A 16,299-nucleotide genomic window follows, 5' to 3' on the forward strand; every position below is an offset into this window, starting at 1 on the left:
AGCACATAGGTAACAGTTTTTGACTCGCACTGGTCGATTCCGAGGACTGATCGCGCTGGCGGCGTGTCAGGCGTATGTGCGGGAACTGAATCGCTGACTGGTGGAGGCGCAGGCACTTTATTTTCAGCGCAGAAAAGCAAAGCCCCCGAAGGTTCGCGGCTTCGGGACTTCTATTTTCGCGTACATCCCTTAAGCGCTGGATGCGGGTTACCCAATGGCGGCGTCGCTCCACTCGCTATTGACCAAGCGTTTGAGCTTGAGCGGATTGCTGTTCTGCAACGCTGGAGGTAAAAGCTCATCGGGATAGTTCTGGAAGCAGACTGGACGCAGAAAGCGATCAATCGCCAAAGTACCCACGGACGTGCCGCGCGAGTCCGAGGTTGCCGGGTAAGGTCCGCCGTGAACCATGGCTTCACAGACTTCGACGCCGGTTGGATACCCGTTAACCAATATCCGTCCTACTTTTTGCTCCAGCACTGGAACAAGCCATTGGTAATGCTGCAGGTCAGCAGGTTCGCCAATCAGCGTGGCGGTCAGTTGACCACGTAACGATTTAAGTGCGAGCTTGAGTTCAAAGTCGTCAGCCACTTCGATCACAATGGTGGTCGGGCCAAAGACTTCTTCTTGCAACAGCTCATCACCCTTGAGTAGCAGGCTCACATCCGCCTTGAACAGCTGCGGGTGTGCCTGATTGCCGGTCTGGTCAGAGCCCGCCAGGTGAGTAATGCCGGCATGTGCATGCAGATGTTCAAGCCCTTTGGAATAGCTGCGCAGGCCTCCAGCGTTCAGCATGGTCTGCGGTGCCTGAACAGCCATTTGGCCTTGCAAGTGCTCAAGGAACTGAGCGAACTGCGGCGATTTTATCCCGATCACCAGGCCTGGATTGGTACAGAACTGGCCACATCCCATAACGACGGAGGCCACCAACTCCTTGGCTACGGTTTCGCCTCTGGAAGACAAGGCGATAGGCAACAGGACTACCGGGTTGATGCTGGACATCTCGGCAAATACCGGGATGGGTTGTGGGCGCTCTGCCGCCATCTTGCACAGGGCATTGCCGCCGCCGAGCGAACCGGTAAAACCGACTGCTTGAATGGCCGGGTGCTTGACCAGCCATTCACCCACACCTGCACCGAAAATCATATTGAACACGCCCTTGGGCATGCCGCTGCGCTCGGCTGCCCGAACAATGGCGCAGCCGACCTGGTCGGCCGTTGCCATGTGGCCACTGTGGGCTTTGAATACCACCGGGCAGCCGGCTGCGAGAGCAGCCGCTGTATCGCCACCGGCAGTAGAAAACGCCAGGGGGAAATTACTGGCGCCAAACACAGCGACCGGGCCGACACCGATACGGTATTGACGTAAATCGCCTCGTGGCAGTGGCTTGCGATCAGGCAAGGCCAGATCAATGCGTGCCCCCAGATAGTCGCCGCGGCGCAGCACCTTGGCGAACAAGCGCATCTGGCCGCTGGTGCGTGCACGCTCACCCTGAATGCGGCCCGCCGGCAATGCTGTTTCCTGGCAGACGATAGCGACGAATGTTTCACCCAGTTGATCAATTTCATCAGCGATGGCGTCGAGAAATTCGGCGCGGCGTTCCGGACTCAGTTGCCGAAACTCAAGGAATGCCGCTTCGGCGGCCAAAGCGGCGCGGTCTACTTCGCCCTCTGTCGCTTGATAAAAGTCATACGGCAAAGCCTGGCCAGTGGTTGCATCCAGGCTCTTGAGTTTTTGCTCGCCTTCGGCGCTACGTTCGCCTGCGATAAAGTTTTGGCCAAGAAGTGTGAACATATCTGTCTCCGTGCGCTTCAGGCGTGACAACGGGTGCTTGTCTGAAGTCGGTTAAATGATGCGACACAGGGGAGGGGCACTTCTGGTGCCCCTTTTTTCTGAAGAGGAAGCTTTATAGGTTTGATTGCGGTGCTTGTGGCACCTGAGTCTTGCTCAATGGATCAGCGCACCAGGCAAGGTTGTTTGTTGTTGAAGCTCCAGCCTGGAATCAAAAACTGCATCGCGACGCTGTCGTCCCGAGCGCCGAGGCCCATGCCTTTGTACAGTTCGTGCGCCTTGGCCACGGCGTCCATGTCGATCTCTACACCCAGGCCATGCTTGGTTGGCACCTTGACGTAGCCGCCTTCAATTTTCAGCGGTTCCTTGGTCAGGCGTTGGCCGTCTTGCCAGATCCAGTGCGTGTCGATCGCGGTGATCTCTCCGGGTGCGGCGGCCGCCACTTGAGTGAACATGGCCAGGGAAATATCGAAGTGGTTGTTGGAATGAGAACCCCAGGTCAGACCCCATTCGTGGCACATCTGGGCAACCCGGACTGAGCCTTGCATCGTCCAGAAGTGCGGATCGGCAAGCGGGATGTCGACCGATTGCAACTGGATGGCGTGGCCCATTTCGCGCCAATCGGTCGCGATCATGTTGGTCGCGGTTTTCAGACCTGTTGCACGGCGGAATTCAGCCATGACTTCGCGGCCTGAATAACCGTTTTCTGCACCACACGGATCTTCAGCGTAGGCGAGCACGTGATGCTGATCCCGACATAACCGGATGGCTTCCTTAAGCGACCATGCGCCATTCGGGTCGAGCGTGATACGGGCATCGGGAAAGCGTTCAGCCAGCGCAGTGACGGCTTCAATTTCTTCGTCACCACTCAATACGCCGCCCTTGAGCTTGAAGTCGTTGAAACCGTATTTCGCTTTTGCTGCTTCGGCCAGTCGCACGATTGCTTCGGCGGTCATGGCTTTCTCGTGACGCACTCGAAACCACTTGTCTTCAGCTTCGGACTCGTTACGGTAGGCCAGGTCGGTAACGTTACGGTCACCGATGTAGAACAGGTAGCCGAGCATTTTCACCGCATCTCGCTGCTGGCCTTCGCCCAGCAACGCCGCGATCGGAACCTCGAGGAATTGACCCAGCAGGTCGAGCAGGGCGGCTTCCATGGCCGTCACGGCATGAATAGTGGTACGCAGGTCAAAGGTTTGCAGGCCGCGACCGGCAGAGTCTCTCGATGCAAAGGTGGTACGCATCTGGTTGAGGATGCGTTGGTACTGACCGATGGGCTGACCCAGGACCAGACTACGAGCATCTTCAAGCGTCTCGCGAATGCGCTCGCCACCGGGTACTTCACCCACGCCGGTGTTACCGGAGCTGTCTTTGATTATGACGATATTGCGGGTGAAAAACGGGCCGTGGGCCCCGCTCAGGTTCAGCAGCATGCTGTCGTGGCCGGCTACGGGCACTACTTGAAAGCTGGTGACGACAGGTGACTTGGTGGTGTTGGCAGCGTGTTCAGCGTTCATGGCAAGTTCCTACAAAAAAGGTCGTTCAGCGATCAATGGAGGTCAGTGTGATTTGCTGACGGTCGCGCCCGTTGGAATGGCATTTGGCGGCGTCAGCAGGGCCGATGGTTTTGGCGAGGTTTTGGCAAAGAACACCAGTATCGCGGCGAGTACCGAGGTGCCGGCCAAGCCATAGAGACCACCCTGGATCGACCCGGTTGTTTGTTCCAGGAAGCCAAAGGTCGTCGGTGCCACGAAACCACCCAGGTTGCCGATCGAGTTGATCAACGCGATGACGGCGGCGGCGATACGGGCATCCAGATAGCCTTGGGGAATTGGCCAGAACAACGAAGACGCGGACTTGAAGCCAATGGCGGCAAAACAGATGGCGACGAAGGCGAAGATCGGCCCACCGTTGGTGGACATGAACATGCCGGCTGCAGCAATCAACAGCGCAGTCGCGACCCAGGCCTGCTGGAACTTGAATTTGCCCGACAGCGAAGCGAAGGCGTACATGGCGATGATGGAGATCAGCCAGGGGATCGAGTTGAAAAACCCTACTTGCACGTCACTCAGGTCGCCCATTTTCTTGATGATGCTGGGGAGCCAGAAGGTCGCTGCGTAGATCGTCAGTTGAATGCAGAAGTACAAGGCGCAAAACAGCAGGATTTGGCGATCTTTAAGCAGTTTGCCAATGGTCGGTTTGACCGTGGTCAGCGCTTCACGCTCACGCTGTTCCTGATCGATCGCGCCTACCAGGGCATTCTTTTCTTCAAGGCTCATCCATTTAGCGTCGTGGGGTTTGGAGTCAAGCCAGAACCAGACAAAGAAACCCAGCGCCACAGAGGCCAGACCTTCGATGGCGAACATCCATTGCCAGCCGTGAAAACCGAATCCTTCAATCTGTAACAGGGCACCCGACAGCGGGCCGGAAATCAGCGAAGCAACAGCGGAACCACTGAGGAAAATGGCAATGGCTTTACCACGCTCGACACCTGGCAGCCAACGGGTGAAGTAGTAGATAACGCCGGGAAAGAAGCCAGCTTCGGCGACGCCCAGCAGAAAGCGCAGAATGTAGAAATGGGTTTCGTTCTGGATGAACGCCATCATCGCGGCGACGATGCCCCAGGTGAACATGATGCGGGTCAGCCAGATGCGCGCTCCGACTTTTTGCAGGAGCATGTTGGAAGGCACTTCGAACAATGCATAGCCGATGAAGAAGAGGCCTGCACCCAGTCCGTAGGCCGCAGCGCCGATACCGAGGTCATGCTCTATGTGCGTGCGCACAAAACCGATGTTGACCCGGTCAATGTAGTTAAGGATAAACATGATGACGAAAAGTGGGAGGACATGTCTCTTCACTTTGCTCACGGCGCGAGCGAGAATCGAGTCACCTTCTGGAACGACAGATGCATTGCTTGAATTGTTCACAATTCAAATCTCCCACTGATTATTTTTATGCGGGTTTGAGCGTGACGCCGGCGGTTGTAGCAAACGAATTACTGAGCGCCGAGCTTCTTGATCAAGACATCCAGTTCTTCCATTTCATTCGGCAGCAGGTCGGTCAGAGGGGCTCGCACCGGGCCGGCATCGTGCCCGACAAGCTTGGCGCCGGCTTTTACGATACTCACGCCATAGCCTTCGCAGCGATTGCGGATATCCAGGTAAGGCAGAAAGAAATCGTCGATGAGCTTGCCTACTGTCTCATGGTCTTCAGCAGCGATTGCCCGGTAGAACGCCATGGCCGTTTTTGGAATGAAGTTGAATACTGCTGAAGAGTAGACCGGCACACCCAGCGCTTTATAAGCAGCGGCATACACTTCGGCGGTTGGCAGACCGCCGAGATAGGTAAAGCGTTCGCCCAGGCGGCGGCGAATCGAAACCATGCTTTCAATGTCACCCACGCCGTCCTTGAAACCGATCAGGTTAGGGCAGCGATCAGCGAGTTTTTCCAGGCTGTCGGCGTTCAGTCGGCAGACATTGCGGTTGTACACCACTACACCGAAGTCCACTGATTTGCAGACTTGTTCGACGTGAGCGACCAAGCCTTCCTGGCTTGCCTCGGTCAGGTAGTGGGGAGCAGCAATACGCCTGCGGCCCCCAGACGCTCGGCTTCCTGTGCATAAGCAATGGCTTGGCGGGTAGCGCCACCAGTACCAGCGAGAATCGGCACCTCGCCGCGGCAGGTATCAACAGCCACCTTGATGATCTCGGAGTATTCGCTGGCCTCGAGCGAAAAGAACTCGCCCGTGCCACCTGCCGCGAACAGCGCGCTGGCGCCGTAGGGTGCCAGCCATTCGAGGCGCTTGGCATAGGTGTCTGCACGGAAGTCGCCGGCTGCGTCGAAGTCGGTCAATGGAAAGGACAGGAGGCCTTCGGAGAGGATGGACTTGAGTTCTTGTGGATTCATGTGATTCGCCTGCATCGCTGGTTTTTATTGAGATGTCTGGTGCGCCTTGTGTTGATAGACATCATACAAGTGGTTTTTTTGCTTCGCAATGTGATGCGCTGTGTTTGTTTGCATAACGAAAGCTTAAGAACTGATTTTAGGCTATTTTAGCCAGCAATTACTGGCTTTTACCGCTTTTTTTGTATGAGAATTTTATGGCGAAGTGCGTTGGCGTGGCTCGAAGAACATCGGGAGATGAATGGAGTAATAGTATGTTGTCATACAAGTTGGCTGGCTGGAGGAGGCGAAGGGGCAGAGTGTTTCTACGTTCGCCAGAAACCCGTTGGCGAGTGTTAAGCTCTTAAAAGCTAATTTTCCGGACTCAAAAAAATGCAAAGTGAAGGCGGAACTCCTGTCCGTAGACGTTCCAATAATCTGGCTCAAGGCTTGGTTGAAGCGCTTACACAGCGCATTTTGCTCGGGCAATTAAGCCCCGGTGAAAAACTGCCTTCGGAAACCGCCATCGTTTCTGAGCATGGCGTGAGCCGAACCGTGGTCAGGGAAGCTATTTCCAAGCTGCAGGCTTCGGGGTTGGTAGAAACACGTCACGGAATAGGGACGTTTGTGCTGGAGCAGCAATCCCGGCCAGGACTGCGCCTTCATATGGATACTGTGGCCAGTGTCAGAAGCATGCTTGAGCTGCGTTTGGGGCTGGAGGTACAGGCTGTTGCGCTGGCAGCTGTTCGCAGAACTGAAGATCAGCTCTCTCGTATGCGTCACGCCTTGAGCGATTACCAGGCGTCGTTGGCTAATAACGACAGCTGTGTTGAGGAGGACAAGCGCTTTCACCAGCTAATTGCCGAGGCTACCGGCAATACTTTTTTCACTGAAATCATGCAGCACTTGGGCAACGCCATGATTCCGCGTACTCAGGTGAAGGTCGATGAGCGCGGTGGCGCTGACTTTTCGCAATTGGGGTATCTGGCGAACTTGGAGCATGAAGCGATTTTCAACGCGATCAATCGACAGAATCCAGATGCTGCTCGGGCGGCGATGGTGCTGCACCTGACAAATAGTCGGGATCGGTTTTCCGGGAGCTGAGTGGTAGTCGCGGTCGGTCTGTCTGGATCGGAGGATGATGGTGTTGGCTTTGGTGACATGCGAACGCTCATTCTTGAAACTTGCCGTTCGCTGCGCAATGCTGAGGCCCCGTCAGCAACAGGCGCTTCGGGCGACCCAGCATTTCGCCAACTCTACGAACTATCTGATCAATACCGAGCACGGCGACATCGTGGATGTGGAATCTACACCGGCTCATCGAACGGCCAAGGTCGAGAGCACCAGGACAATGATCGACCGGGCCGAAGAGCAGTTCGACATCAAGCCGGAACACCTTATCGGCGATACCGCTTACGGTACAACGCCGATGCTGGCCTGGATTCTGGAGGAAAAAGACATCGAGCCCACATGTGCCGTATGGGACAAAACCGAGCGCAACAACGACAGTTTCTCAAGCAGCGATTTCCGCTGGAATGAAGAGGCTGAGGAATACCGCTGCCCGGCCGGCAATGCATTGCGCAGCGAATGGTGAGCCTTCAAGAATGAGCGTTGGCATGTCAAGAAAGCCAACACCATCATCATCCGATCCAGGTAATGTGCTCTGGGTTACAGCGCTGCGTTCTGCTACGGAACTGGAAGCCACACAGGGCTGTCGCGCAGGAACATGGGCAAGGGGATCCTGCGGGGGGCGAGACGAAGTAAGGAGGGGGCATGCGTCGTCGATATTTCAGCTAGAGAGGGCGGGTACGCTCGCTTCGGCCGACCCGTTTAATCTCAAATTCATGCGGCGCTGCCCATTCCTTGCATCAGCATGATGCTTGGCGATGATCGGCACCGGCGTCATCAGGTGAGTGCGCATCATGGCGCTGGCCCGTGGCGCATCGCGCGCCAGAATAGCTTCAACCAGCGCGGCATGCTCCTTGCGTTTTCAACTCCAGGGCTTCTTCGGAGAAGGCCGTCTGGGTCAGCCAAAGGTGGCGGTAGCGTTCGGCCTGGTCAAACAGATAACCGCGTGTCTGTAACAGGTGTTTTGAGCCACAACCGGCGGCGATAGCAGTGTGGAAGCTTCGAGGTTGGCGCTGGCATCGTAGATGTCCTGCATTTCTTTCAACGACATGGGCGCGAAAAGGAGGGCTGGGCTATTGCAGCGGTTGGCCAGTGCCGAAGTCCGTGTCTAAGGCACCGTCAAATTTGGCGTTTTCGAAGGTCCGAAAGCCGAGTTGCAATCGGGTGAGCGGATTTGCGGCCGGCAAGGAAATGATCGAACAAACCGAGATGGTGCCAGCCAGACTCAAAGTGGCACCTGGTAAATGGCGTTTCATGGTGTTCCAGGGTAGTCAGTTTCTGACACAGCAACGTTTTACCGTACGCTGAGTCATTAATGCCCGGGTATTGGACTGCTTGGGCGTTTTACATCGCGTTTTCGCTTTACCGAGTCAGGGCGCGCAATGCGGCTTGGTTGAGGCAACCGGGGCGTACGCAGTAACCGACTGATTTCCTCTGCGCTGACCGCTCTGCTGAAAAAGTGGCCTTGAATTTCATCGCAGCCATTGTCACGCAGGAATGTTTGCTGCTCTTCGGTTTCGACACCTTCGGCAATGACCTTGAGGTTCAGTTTGTGTCCCAACGAAATCACCGCGGTGGCGATGGCTTTGTCGTTCTCGTTGTCGGGCAGATCGCGCACAAAAGACTGGTCGATCTTGAGTCTCGCGATCGGGAAGCTTTTCAATGCGGCGAGGCTGGAGTAGCCGGTGCCGAAGTCGTCGATCGAGAGACTGATCCCCATTGATTGCAGTTCTTTCATTTTGCTGATGGCTTGCTGAAGGTCTTGCATGATCAGACTTTCAGTCAGCTCCAGCTCAAGGTACATCGGGTCCAGTCCGGTTTCTTGCAAGGCATGCCTCACCCGGTCGATCAGGTCCCTTTCGATGAACTGGCGTGCTGAAATATTCACCGACATGGTGATCGGCGGCCCGCCTGCATCCTGCCAGTCCTTGTTCTGTCTGCACGCGGTATGAATCACCCAGTCGCCAATGGGCACGATCAATCCGGTCTCTTCGGCCTGTGGAATGAATTTGATTGGAGACACCATCCCGAGCTCGGGGTGCTGCCAGCGGATCAGTGCCTCTACGCCGATAATCTGACCTGACTGCAAATCCACCTGTGGCTGGTACAGCAGCAGGAACTCGTCGTGGTTGAGTGCGTTTCGAAGCCCGTCTTGCATGGCGAGCTTGCCCTGAACCTTGTTTTTCATCTCGCTCGTATAGAACTGATAACTGTTGCGACCCAGCTCCTTGGCACGGTACATGGCGGCGTCCGCGTTGCTGAGCAACGTGTCGGTATCGCTGCCGTCGGCAGGGTAGGTGGCCAACCCCATGCTGCAGGTGACATGGAGTGTATGTCCGCTGAGCTGAATCGGCTGCAGGATGGCTTCCTGGATTTTGTGCAGGGCTGGCATAACGCCGTCGAGGTCTGAGGGCTGGTCGAACAGGATGATCACAAACTCGTCGCCGCCCAGTCGCACCACGGTGTCGGTGCGGCGTACACATTCCAGCATACGTCGGGCGACAGTTTTCAGCAGTTCGTCTCCAGCGCTGTGCCCAAGGCTGTCATTCACCAGTTTGAATTTGTCCAGATCGAGAAACACCACCGTCACCAGGCGGTTGTAGCGCTGAGCATAAAGTATTGCCTGCTTGAGACGGTCTTCGAGCAGTGTGCGATTCGGTAGCCCGGTCAGTGCGTCATGGTCGCCCATATAGCGAATGCGTTTTTCGGTAAGTTGGCGTTCTATCGCAATGCCGGCAAGGGGTGTCGCCATGTCGATCAGTCGCGTCTCGGTCGCGTGAGGGCTGCGGACGGTTTTGGAATACAAGGCAAACGTACCCAATACCTTTCGCTCATGGGACAGGATCGGCGTCGACCAGCAGGCGCGAAATCCATAGGGGGCAGCAACTGAACGGTACGCCTCCCACAGCGGGTCCAGCTCGATATCCGTGACGATGACCGGTTCTCGTCGATACACCGCGGTGCCGCATGAGCCGACGTTCGGACCGATCGCAAGCCCGTCAATGAGCTGGTTATAGGCTTTCGGCAAACTGGGGGCGGCCCCGTGCAGCAGGTGCTGGCCATCCTCATCCAGCACCAGAATGGACACCATCATCCCCTCCAGTTGGCTCTCGACCAGGCGAGCCAGGCTGTCGAGGACTTCAGCAAGCTCGGTACTCCTGGCGATCAGCTCCAGGACATGACCTTGTCCGGCACGGATGACGGCTTCTTGCTCTAATCGGCTGTTTTGCACGGCGAGCCGCTCTGTGGCGATACTCAATTGGACCGTTCTTTTTTCCAGCTGAAGTCGGTCTTTGAGGAATTGATCCACCGCGCGAGCCATGTTGCCGATCTCGTCCTTCCCATGTTCCGCCATCATCAAATGCGTTTTGTCAGTGTGTTCCTCACGCAATTGCAGGCTGATTTCATTCAGGCGCACGAGCACATGACGGCCCATGAAGACCCGGGTCACGAACCAGGCGAACACCAGGCTGGCGCCCAACATGATCAGCACCCATTGCTGGCTACGATTTGAGGCCTCTACCAGACGCTGCACGGCTTCGCGATAGTCTTCGGTGTAAGCACTGGATTGTGCACGGGCCACCGCGACCAGAACCCCGGCCTCATTTTTCAGTTCTTCATTGAAGCGCTGTATGACGTTGCGCTGATTGATGAGCCTCAGGTGCTGGGAGAAGAGATCGGGCGTCTGCACATCAGCGTGTGACAGGCGCTGATATCGGATCCGCAGCCGCTGCACGGCATCACTGTCAACAGCCTGCGGCAGATCGAAAAGTAACACCGCCAGTTCCAGGCTAGCCCGGGTCTGGGTCGCGGTTAACCGGGCAGTGTGATCCTCCAGGGCTTGCTCGAAGGTGACCTCGGTTAGCAGCAGGCTTTCTCGTAGCTGCGCAACGATGTTGGCGGTATTGCGGAACATCTGGCTCGACTGGTACATGTCAAGTATTGCCACGCCACTGTTCGAGGCAGTCAGCTGCTGCACCAGTTGATCAAGGGCTTCAAGCTGTTCGACGGTCGCCGCATAGCTTGAACGCAGGGCGTCGGAGGAGCGGGTTGTCAGAAACTGATCGGTCTGGCGTTCAATCAGCAAGGTACGCTGTAGCATGTCTTGCCCATTTTGCATGCGGACCAGTCGTTCATCTGTCAGTTGGCGGGTGGCGCTGTTTGACGCACGCAATGCGTAGACCGCAGTTGCACCACCCGCCAGGATCAGCAGCGCCAGCGTCAGAAACGCCAGAGTGAACTGTGCGCGTAGCGACTGCGGTAATAACCAGCGTCCGAGTCGGGAAGTAACGTCCAAAGTCAGGGAATCCATTGGTGGCGATAGATCTCTCTATAGCCATTGTCAGGGTCGTACTGGAATTTTTTCCCACCGTCGAAGGCGATATTATCGGCATTGACCAGGTGAATCGGCGCTACGAAGCCACTCACCGGCTGACCTGCAAACAGCCGGTTCAATTCATCCATCACTTGCCAGCCATGCAGGTTGAGCGGCTCGGCCACGGTGACGGTCTGGTAGGTTTTTGCCTGTATGCGCAAAAAAGCCGAAGCGCTGCCATCACCGGCAGACAACAGGCTGATGCCGTCACTGGGTATTGCGGCCTTGGTCAATGAGGCAATCGAGTAGTCGAAATAAATATCGTTGATGGCCAGCGTGTGGGTCCAGCGCTTGCCATAGCGTTGAAGCTGTTCCGTGGTGATCGCCGGCATCTTCTCGCCACTTTCGGAGATCGGGACATCGCGCACTTCCAGCAACGTACATTCCCGACAGGCCCGAATGACGTCTTCCATGGCCTTGGCTTTCGCCATGGCGATGCTGTACTTGGAGTCAGTCAGGATGACCACGCCGGCGTGTCCGTTTGACTGTACCACTGCCGCCATTGCCGTGAGGCGCGCCACTTCGAGGGGTCGGTCGTGACGTTCATGGCCACCGGCGTGCCGTCAATCGGCCCGGGGCGTGCCCCGGCGTGCCAGCCAACCACCGGCACATCCCTGTTGGCGAAGAGCATCAGCGCTGCATTGTTCTCAAGGGCATCGGAGCCGCACAGAATGAGCCCGTCGGGTTTCGCTGCCAGGGCATCGGCAAAGGCCTTTGCACGCCCGGCCGATGATCCCGCGCCATCGAATATCTTCAGCGTCCAGCCCAGTGCCTTGGCTGCCTCGCGAGCACCCTGTGCGACGCCGACAATTCCTCCGTTACGCAAATCTTCTGCGACAAAGGCGATGCTCTTGCCCGGCTGGGCTTGCGGGCCGGATTCAGGGCCGCTCCAGCGAACGGCTTCGAGGGTGGCCCTGGAAACGATTTCCTGTGCTTGAATCACCGTAACCGTGGGGTTTTGGGCACCCGCTGCGGTTGGCAGGTTCTGGCCATATCCGGGAGTTGCCGTGAAAAGACAGAAAACCGTAATTGAAGCCATCCAGAGTCGCCAGGGCTTGATCGGACAGGTTCGATCACCCCATATGACGTCGGGTCTGGAGCCGATGGCGCGATCATAGTCTGGCATGGCGTCCCTTTTTGCCAAGAGTGCTGAGTTCACTGTCCGAAAGGATAGTCGGTTCTGCTGTCATCAGGTCTTTTGTGGGTAAAGTGTGCGAACTTTAGAGCGGAACATTCAGGAACTGGGGCCGGGTGTCATGGCTTAAAACAAGGGATAAAGGCCCATTACATCGTTGACTGTATTGAGTGGTTTTACAGGGGGCAACTTTGCACAAATACCAGGCAAAAAACGGCCCCCGGCGTTTTTGTTTTGTGTGTGATTTGTTGGGCTGTGCCGAGGAAAAGATCGCGATCAGGTGGACCCCGCTTCACAATCGAAGACGCATGACTTGCGTACAAAGTGTGAAACTTTGAAGAAATGATTTCATCTGGTGAGAGGTCACTCCGGCGCCATCAGTACCGCAAGCGTCAGCTTGATGAACTCTTCGTTCTTGTCGATGGTGTCCAGGGCGCCGCGAACGTTGTCGGCGACATCGGCTGAGCCGCGGGCCTCTACCCAGTTCGACAGCTCCAGAATGGCCGCTTCAAGGGCGAGTTGGTTTTCGTTGATCTTGAACAGCAGGGAAGGGAGCAGGTCTGAATTGGGCATCGCGAATCCTCGGTTAAAAGGTCAGCGTAGCATCGTGTTACATGAAGGATATTTAACGATCGGCAGGACGCCGGAAGAGGGGCAAAATGAGCTGAGTTATGGAATGGTTCCAGAATGGTTATGGAACACCTGCGTATCGGCAATGATTTCACCAAACCCCAGAAACGACAAAGCCCTGAATAATCAGGGCTTTGTCGGTACAAATATGGCGGAGGCGATGGGATTCGAACTCATGGACCTGTTACAGTCGACGGTTTTCAAGACCGTTGCCTTAAACCACTCGGCCACACCTCCGTTTGCGTTGCGGGCGCCATAATACCTGAATGAAACACACTGTCAAACTCTCTGCATGGCTTGTTACAGAGCGTCTGTTATGATCTTTGCGACTGAACGTTTCAAACCAACAGGAGTGTCGCTATGCGCGAACAGGATTACGCAGTTAATAACAGCGTGCAGGCTGAGCAGCTAGAGGTTAGCCGCGTCCTGCGCAACACATACGGCTTGCTCGCTCTCACTCTCGCATTCAGCGGTGTGATGGCGTTCGTTGCTCAGCAGATGCGTGTCGGTTACCCGAACGTTTTCGTGGTGCTGATCGGCTTCTATGGCCTTTTCTTCCTGACCAACAAACTCCGTGACTCGGCCTGGGGCCTGGTGTCGGCTTTTGCCTTGACCGGTTTCATGGGGTTCTTGCTCGGCCCGATTCTCAACCGTTACCTGGGTATGCAGGGCGGGGCTGAAGTCGTGAGCTCCGCTTTCGCGATGACTGCACTGGTGTTCGGTGGTCTGTCGGCCTACGTGCTGATCACCCGCAAGGACATGAGCTTCCTGGGTGGCTTCATCACTGCCGGGTTCTTCGTGTTGCTGGGCGCAACGCTGGCGGGCATGTTCTTCAAGATCAGCGGTCTGCAACTGGCGATCAGCGCAGGTTTCGTGCTGTTCTCCTCGGTCTGCATTCTGTTCCAGACCAGCGCCATCATTCACGGCGGCGAGCGCAACTACATCATGGCGACCATCAGCCTGTATGTATCGATCTACAACCTGTTCATTAGCTTGTTGCAGCTGTTCGGCATCATGAGCCGCAATGATTAATCGAAAGTCTTGAGTAAAAAACCCGCTTCGGCGGGTTTTTTATTGTCTGCGATTCGATGCCGGTCGTTGATTTCAACCTGGCTCGTGGCAACAGACGCAGAGCTTGTTGCCGTCGGGATCGCGCACGTAGGCGCCGTAGTAGTCGGGGTGGTAATGCGGACGAAGGCCCGGCGGCCCCTCGCAGGATCCGCCATTGGCCAAGGCCAGCGCATGGCAGCGGCTGACAATTTCTCGGCTTGGAGCAAGCAGGGCGATCATCTGCCCGTTCCCCGGTGTGGCCGGGTGTTCGTCGAACGGAGTGCCAATGACAAACAACGGACGGGGGCGTTCGCACTCATCCATCCAGCCCAGGGTTTGGCAGGATCGCAGAATGTAGTCTGTAAATTCAGTGCGGCCATGATCGGTTGGTAGAACGCCAATGCACGATCAAAGTCGGTAATGCCGATAAAAACGTGGGACAGCATTCGCTCGCTCCTTACTCCACCACGACAATGCTGCCATCGGCCTGCTGGCGATAGATGGTATAGGGCAACAGCATGGTATCGAGGGCACCTGAAATAACGACGTCAATCAGCACAAATATCGTGCCGTTGTTGTACTTCTCCGGATCGACGCCCGCCTCCAAGGGGGCATGCAGGGTGCAGAAATCATAGGTCACGCCGCTGTAGATGCGTGGCACCGCGCCGCAGTAGCTTCGCTTCTCCTTGAGGCTTTTCACCGCCGCTTCGTCACTGCGCACCACCGTCTGCACCGTTCCGCAGCCCGTGAGCATCAGCGCCGCCAACATCATTGCCTGAGTCTTCATATCGCCAATCCTTAGCCGAAAAACAATAAATCTACGCCGATCCTGGCAAAACGCCATTCACGCCATTGGCGGCAACCGGCGTTTGACCGGGGTTTTCTTGACGATGGCGGTGTTGGTTTCGGCGTGGGTATTGAGACGGTCGAGCAGGGTGTCCAGTTGCTCCATCGAGCGCACATGCAGACGCGCTATAAAGCAGTCGTCGCCGGTGACCTTGTCGCACTCGGTAAATTCGGGAATCGCCTGGATTTGCCGTTCCACTTCCTGCAATTGCCCCGGCAATGGGCGGATTCGCACGATCGCCTGCAATTGGTAACCAAAGCATTTTGGATCGATCTCGACCGTATAGCCCTTGAGCACGCCGCGCTCTTCGAGACGGCGCAGGCGCTCGGCAACGCTGGGCGAGGAGAGGCCGCTGATCTGCGCCAGCGCCTTGAGCGAGCGTCGTGAATCCTCCATCAATGCGCTGATCAGCACTTGATCAATGTCGTCGGTCATGGTGAAGCCCCTGTTAGGCAATTGAACGAAACGGCCTTGATAAAAAAGGTAGAAGCCGAGTTTAGCCTGATTTATGCGCTGGAGAAGGGCAGCGTTGGATTGACATAATTCGGGCTCAAACACAGGAGCCTGATGATGGACAAAACATTACGTCGCGGCTCATTTGAAATGACCGCTGCCATGCTCATTTCCGGGACTATCGGCTGGTTCGTGCTGGTGTCCGGGCAACCGGTACTGGATGTGGTGTTCTGGCGCTGTGTGTTCGGTGCCGGCACCTTGTTGTTGATCTGCGCAGCATTCGGCTTCCTGCGCCCAGGCATGCTGACCCGTACCACGTTCCTGCTCGTGGTAATCAGTGGCGTGGCGATCGTCGGCAACTGGGTATTGTTGTTCGCGTCCTACTCCCGCGCATCGATTGCCATTGGCACGGCGGTTTATAACGTTCAACCGTTCATGCTGGTGGGTTTGGCCGCGCTGTTTCTTGGGGAGAAAATCACCCTGCAGAAGTTGTTCTGGCTGGGCATATCGTTCCTCGGGATGCTGGCAATTGTCAGCGCCCACGGTGAGCAGGGCACGGGCGGCAGCGATTACCTGGCAGGGATCGGCCTGGCGCTGGGCGCGGCGTTCCTTTACGCGATCGCCGCATTGATTATCAAACGCCTGACGGGCACGCCGCCGCATCTGATTGCTTTGATCCAGGTCTGCACAGGCGTGCTGATGCTCGTGCCCTTCGCCCATTTTTCGGCATTGCCTCAAGCACCGAGCGCCTGGGCCACGTTGGTGACCATGGGCATCGTCCACACCGGTTTGATGTACGTGTTGCTCTATGGGGCGATTCAAAAACTGCCAACGGCGCTGACCGGTGCACTGTCGTTCATCTACCCGATTGCGGCGATTTTCGTCGACTGGTTTGCATTCGGCCATCGTCTGGAACCGCTGCAATGGGCCGGCGTCGCCGCTATCCTGCTGGCCGCCGCCGGTATGCAGCAGGGCTGGGGCTTGAAGCTGCGTCGAGTGGCCGTGCAGTAA

General features: G+C 56.5%; 11 protein-coding genes, 1 tRNA gene and 5 pseudogenes. 5 read left to right on the plus strand and 12 right to left on the minus strand.

From position 1 onward, the window contains the following. Positions 1-207: 207 nt before the first annotated feature. From JFV26_RS26245 to kdgD, 4 genes and pseudogenes are all read right to left on the minus strand, one after another. On the minus strand, positions 208-1,791 hold the full coding sequence (locus tag JFV26_RS26245) for an aldehyde dehydrogenase (NADP(+)) (RefSeq protein ID WP_201196430.1): 1,584 nt from the start codon (positions 1,789-1,791) through the stop codon (positions 208-210). A 161-nt stretch (positions 1,792-1,952) separates the two neighbouring features. After that, the gene (gene gudD, locus JFV26_RS26250) at positions 1,953-3,305 is read right to left on the minus strand and encodes a glucarate dehydratase (protein WP_201196435.1); all 1,353 of its coding nucleotides are present in this window, start codon (positions 3,303-3,305) and stop codon (positions 1,953-1,955) included. 42 nt (positions 3,306-3,347) lie between these two features. Continuing rightward, positions 3,348-4,715: an MFS transporter gene (locus tag JFV26_RS26255; RefSeq protein WP_201196437.1), complete on the minus strand. Its 1,368-nt coding sequence runs from the start codon at positions 4,713-4,715 to the stop codon at positions 3,348-3,350. 68 nt (positions 4,716-4,783) lie between these two features. Further along, positions 4,784-5,694 (minus strand): annotated as a pseudogene (gene kdgD / locus JFV26_RS26260) (5-dehydro-4-deoxyglucarate dehydratase). A 369-nt stretch (positions 5,695-6,063) separates the two neighbouring features. Here kdgD and JFV26_RS26265 point away from each other — a divergent pair. Next, positions 6,064-6,774: a FadR/GntR family transcriptional regulator gene (locus JFV26_RS26265; protein ID WP_201196439.1), complete on the plus strand. Its 711-nt coding sequence runs from the start codon at positions 6,064-6,066 to the stop codon at positions 6,772-6,774. A 117-nt stretch (positions 6,775-6,891) separates the two neighbouring features. Then, positions 6,892-7,261: pseudogene (locus JFV26_RS26270) on the plus strand (IS5/IS1182 family transposase); the annotation flags it as partial. A 198-nt stretch (positions 7,262-7,459) separates the two neighbouring features. On the opposite strand, the pseudogene JFV26_RS33800 reads toward JFV26_RS26270, so the two are convergent. After that, positions 7,460-7,802: pseudogene (locus tag JFV26_RS33800) on the minus strand (FCD domain-containing protein); the annotation flags it as partial. 45 nt (positions 7,803-7,847) lie between these two features. Here JFV26_RS33800 and JFV26_RS34540 point away from each other — a divergent pair. Then, positions 7,848-8,106, plus strand: a pseudogene (locus tag JFV26_RS34540) (hypothetical protein). 4 nt (positions 8,107-8,110) lie between these two features. On the opposite strand, the gene JFV26_RS26275 reads toward JFV26_RS34540, so the two are convergent. The 4 genes and pseudogenes from JFV26_RS26275 to JFV26_RS26290 all read right to left on the minus strand — a co-directional run bounded on the left by JFV26_RS26275 (position 8,111) and on the right by JFV26_RS26290 (position 13,175). Then, positions 8,111-11,110 (minus strand): EAL domain-containing protein, encoded by a 3,000-nt coding sequence (locus tag JFV26_RS26275; protein ID WP_201196440.1) that lies wholly within the window; start codon positions 11,108-11,110, stop codon positions 8,111-8,113. Beyond that, positions 11,098-12,116, minus strand: a pseudogene (locus tag JFV26_RS26280) (substrate-binding domain-containing protein). Before JFV26_RS26280 ends, JFV26_RS26275 begins: the two are co-directional and overlap by 13 nt. A gap of 555 nt (positions 12,117-12,671) precedes the next feature. Further along, a complete protein-coding gene (locus JFV26_RS26285; RefSeq protein WP_201196442.1) occupies positions 12,672-12,881 on the minus strand; it encodes a hypothetical protein in 210 nt (69 codons plus the stop codon). Positions 12,882-13,087: 206 nt separating this feature from the next. Next, positions 13,088-13,175: transfer RNA gene (locus tag JFV26_RS26290), tRNA-Ser, on the minus strand. Between the two features lie 123 nt (positions 13,176-13,298). Between JFV26_RS26290 and JFV26_RS26295 the strand changes: the two genes are divergently transcribed. After that, entirely contained in the window at positions 13,299-13,970 is a 672-nt protein-coding gene (locus JFV26_RS26295; RefSeq protein ID WP_201196444.1) for a Bax inhibitor-1/YccA family protein, read from the plus strand. A gap of 72 nt (positions 13,971-14,042) precedes the next feature. Here JFV26_RS26295 and JFV26_RS26300 read toward each other — a convergent pair whose 3' ends face one another. The 3 genes from JFV26_RS26300 to JFV26_RS26310 form a co-directional block, all read right to left on the minus strand. Then, positions 14,043-14,312, minus strand: a complete 270-nt coding sequence (locus tag JFV26_RS26300) for a VOC family protein (RefSeq protein WP_242487905.1) — start codon at positions 14,310-14,312, stop codon at positions 14,043-14,045. A gap of 133 nt (positions 14,313-14,445) precedes the next feature. Beyond that, on the minus strand, positions 14,446-14,775 hold the full coding sequence (locus JFV26_RS26305) for a YceK/YidQ family lipoprotein (protein ID WP_201196446.1): 330 nt from the start codon (positions 14,773-14,775) through the stop codon (positions 14,446-14,448). A gap of 57 nt (positions 14,776-14,832) precedes the next feature. Then, a complete protein-coding gene (locus tag JFV26_RS26310) occupies positions 14,833-15,270 on the minus strand; it encodes an Lrp/AsnC family transcriptional regulator (protein WP_054046539.1) in 438 nt (145 codons plus the stop codon). Between the two features lie 135 nt (positions 15,271-15,405). Here JFV26_RS26310 and JFV26_RS26315 point away from each other — a divergent pair, with 135 nt between their 5' ends. Next, complete coding sequence (locus tag JFV26_RS26315; protein ID WP_201196448.1) at positions 15,406-16,299, plus strand: DMT family transporter; 894 nt, start codon at positions 15,406-15,408, stop codon at positions 16,297-16,299.

Source organism: Pseudomonas sp. TH31 (assembly GCF_016650815.1).
GTDB lineage: Bacteria > Pseudomonadota > Gammaproteobacteria > Pseudomonadales > Pseudomonadaceae > Aquipseudomonas.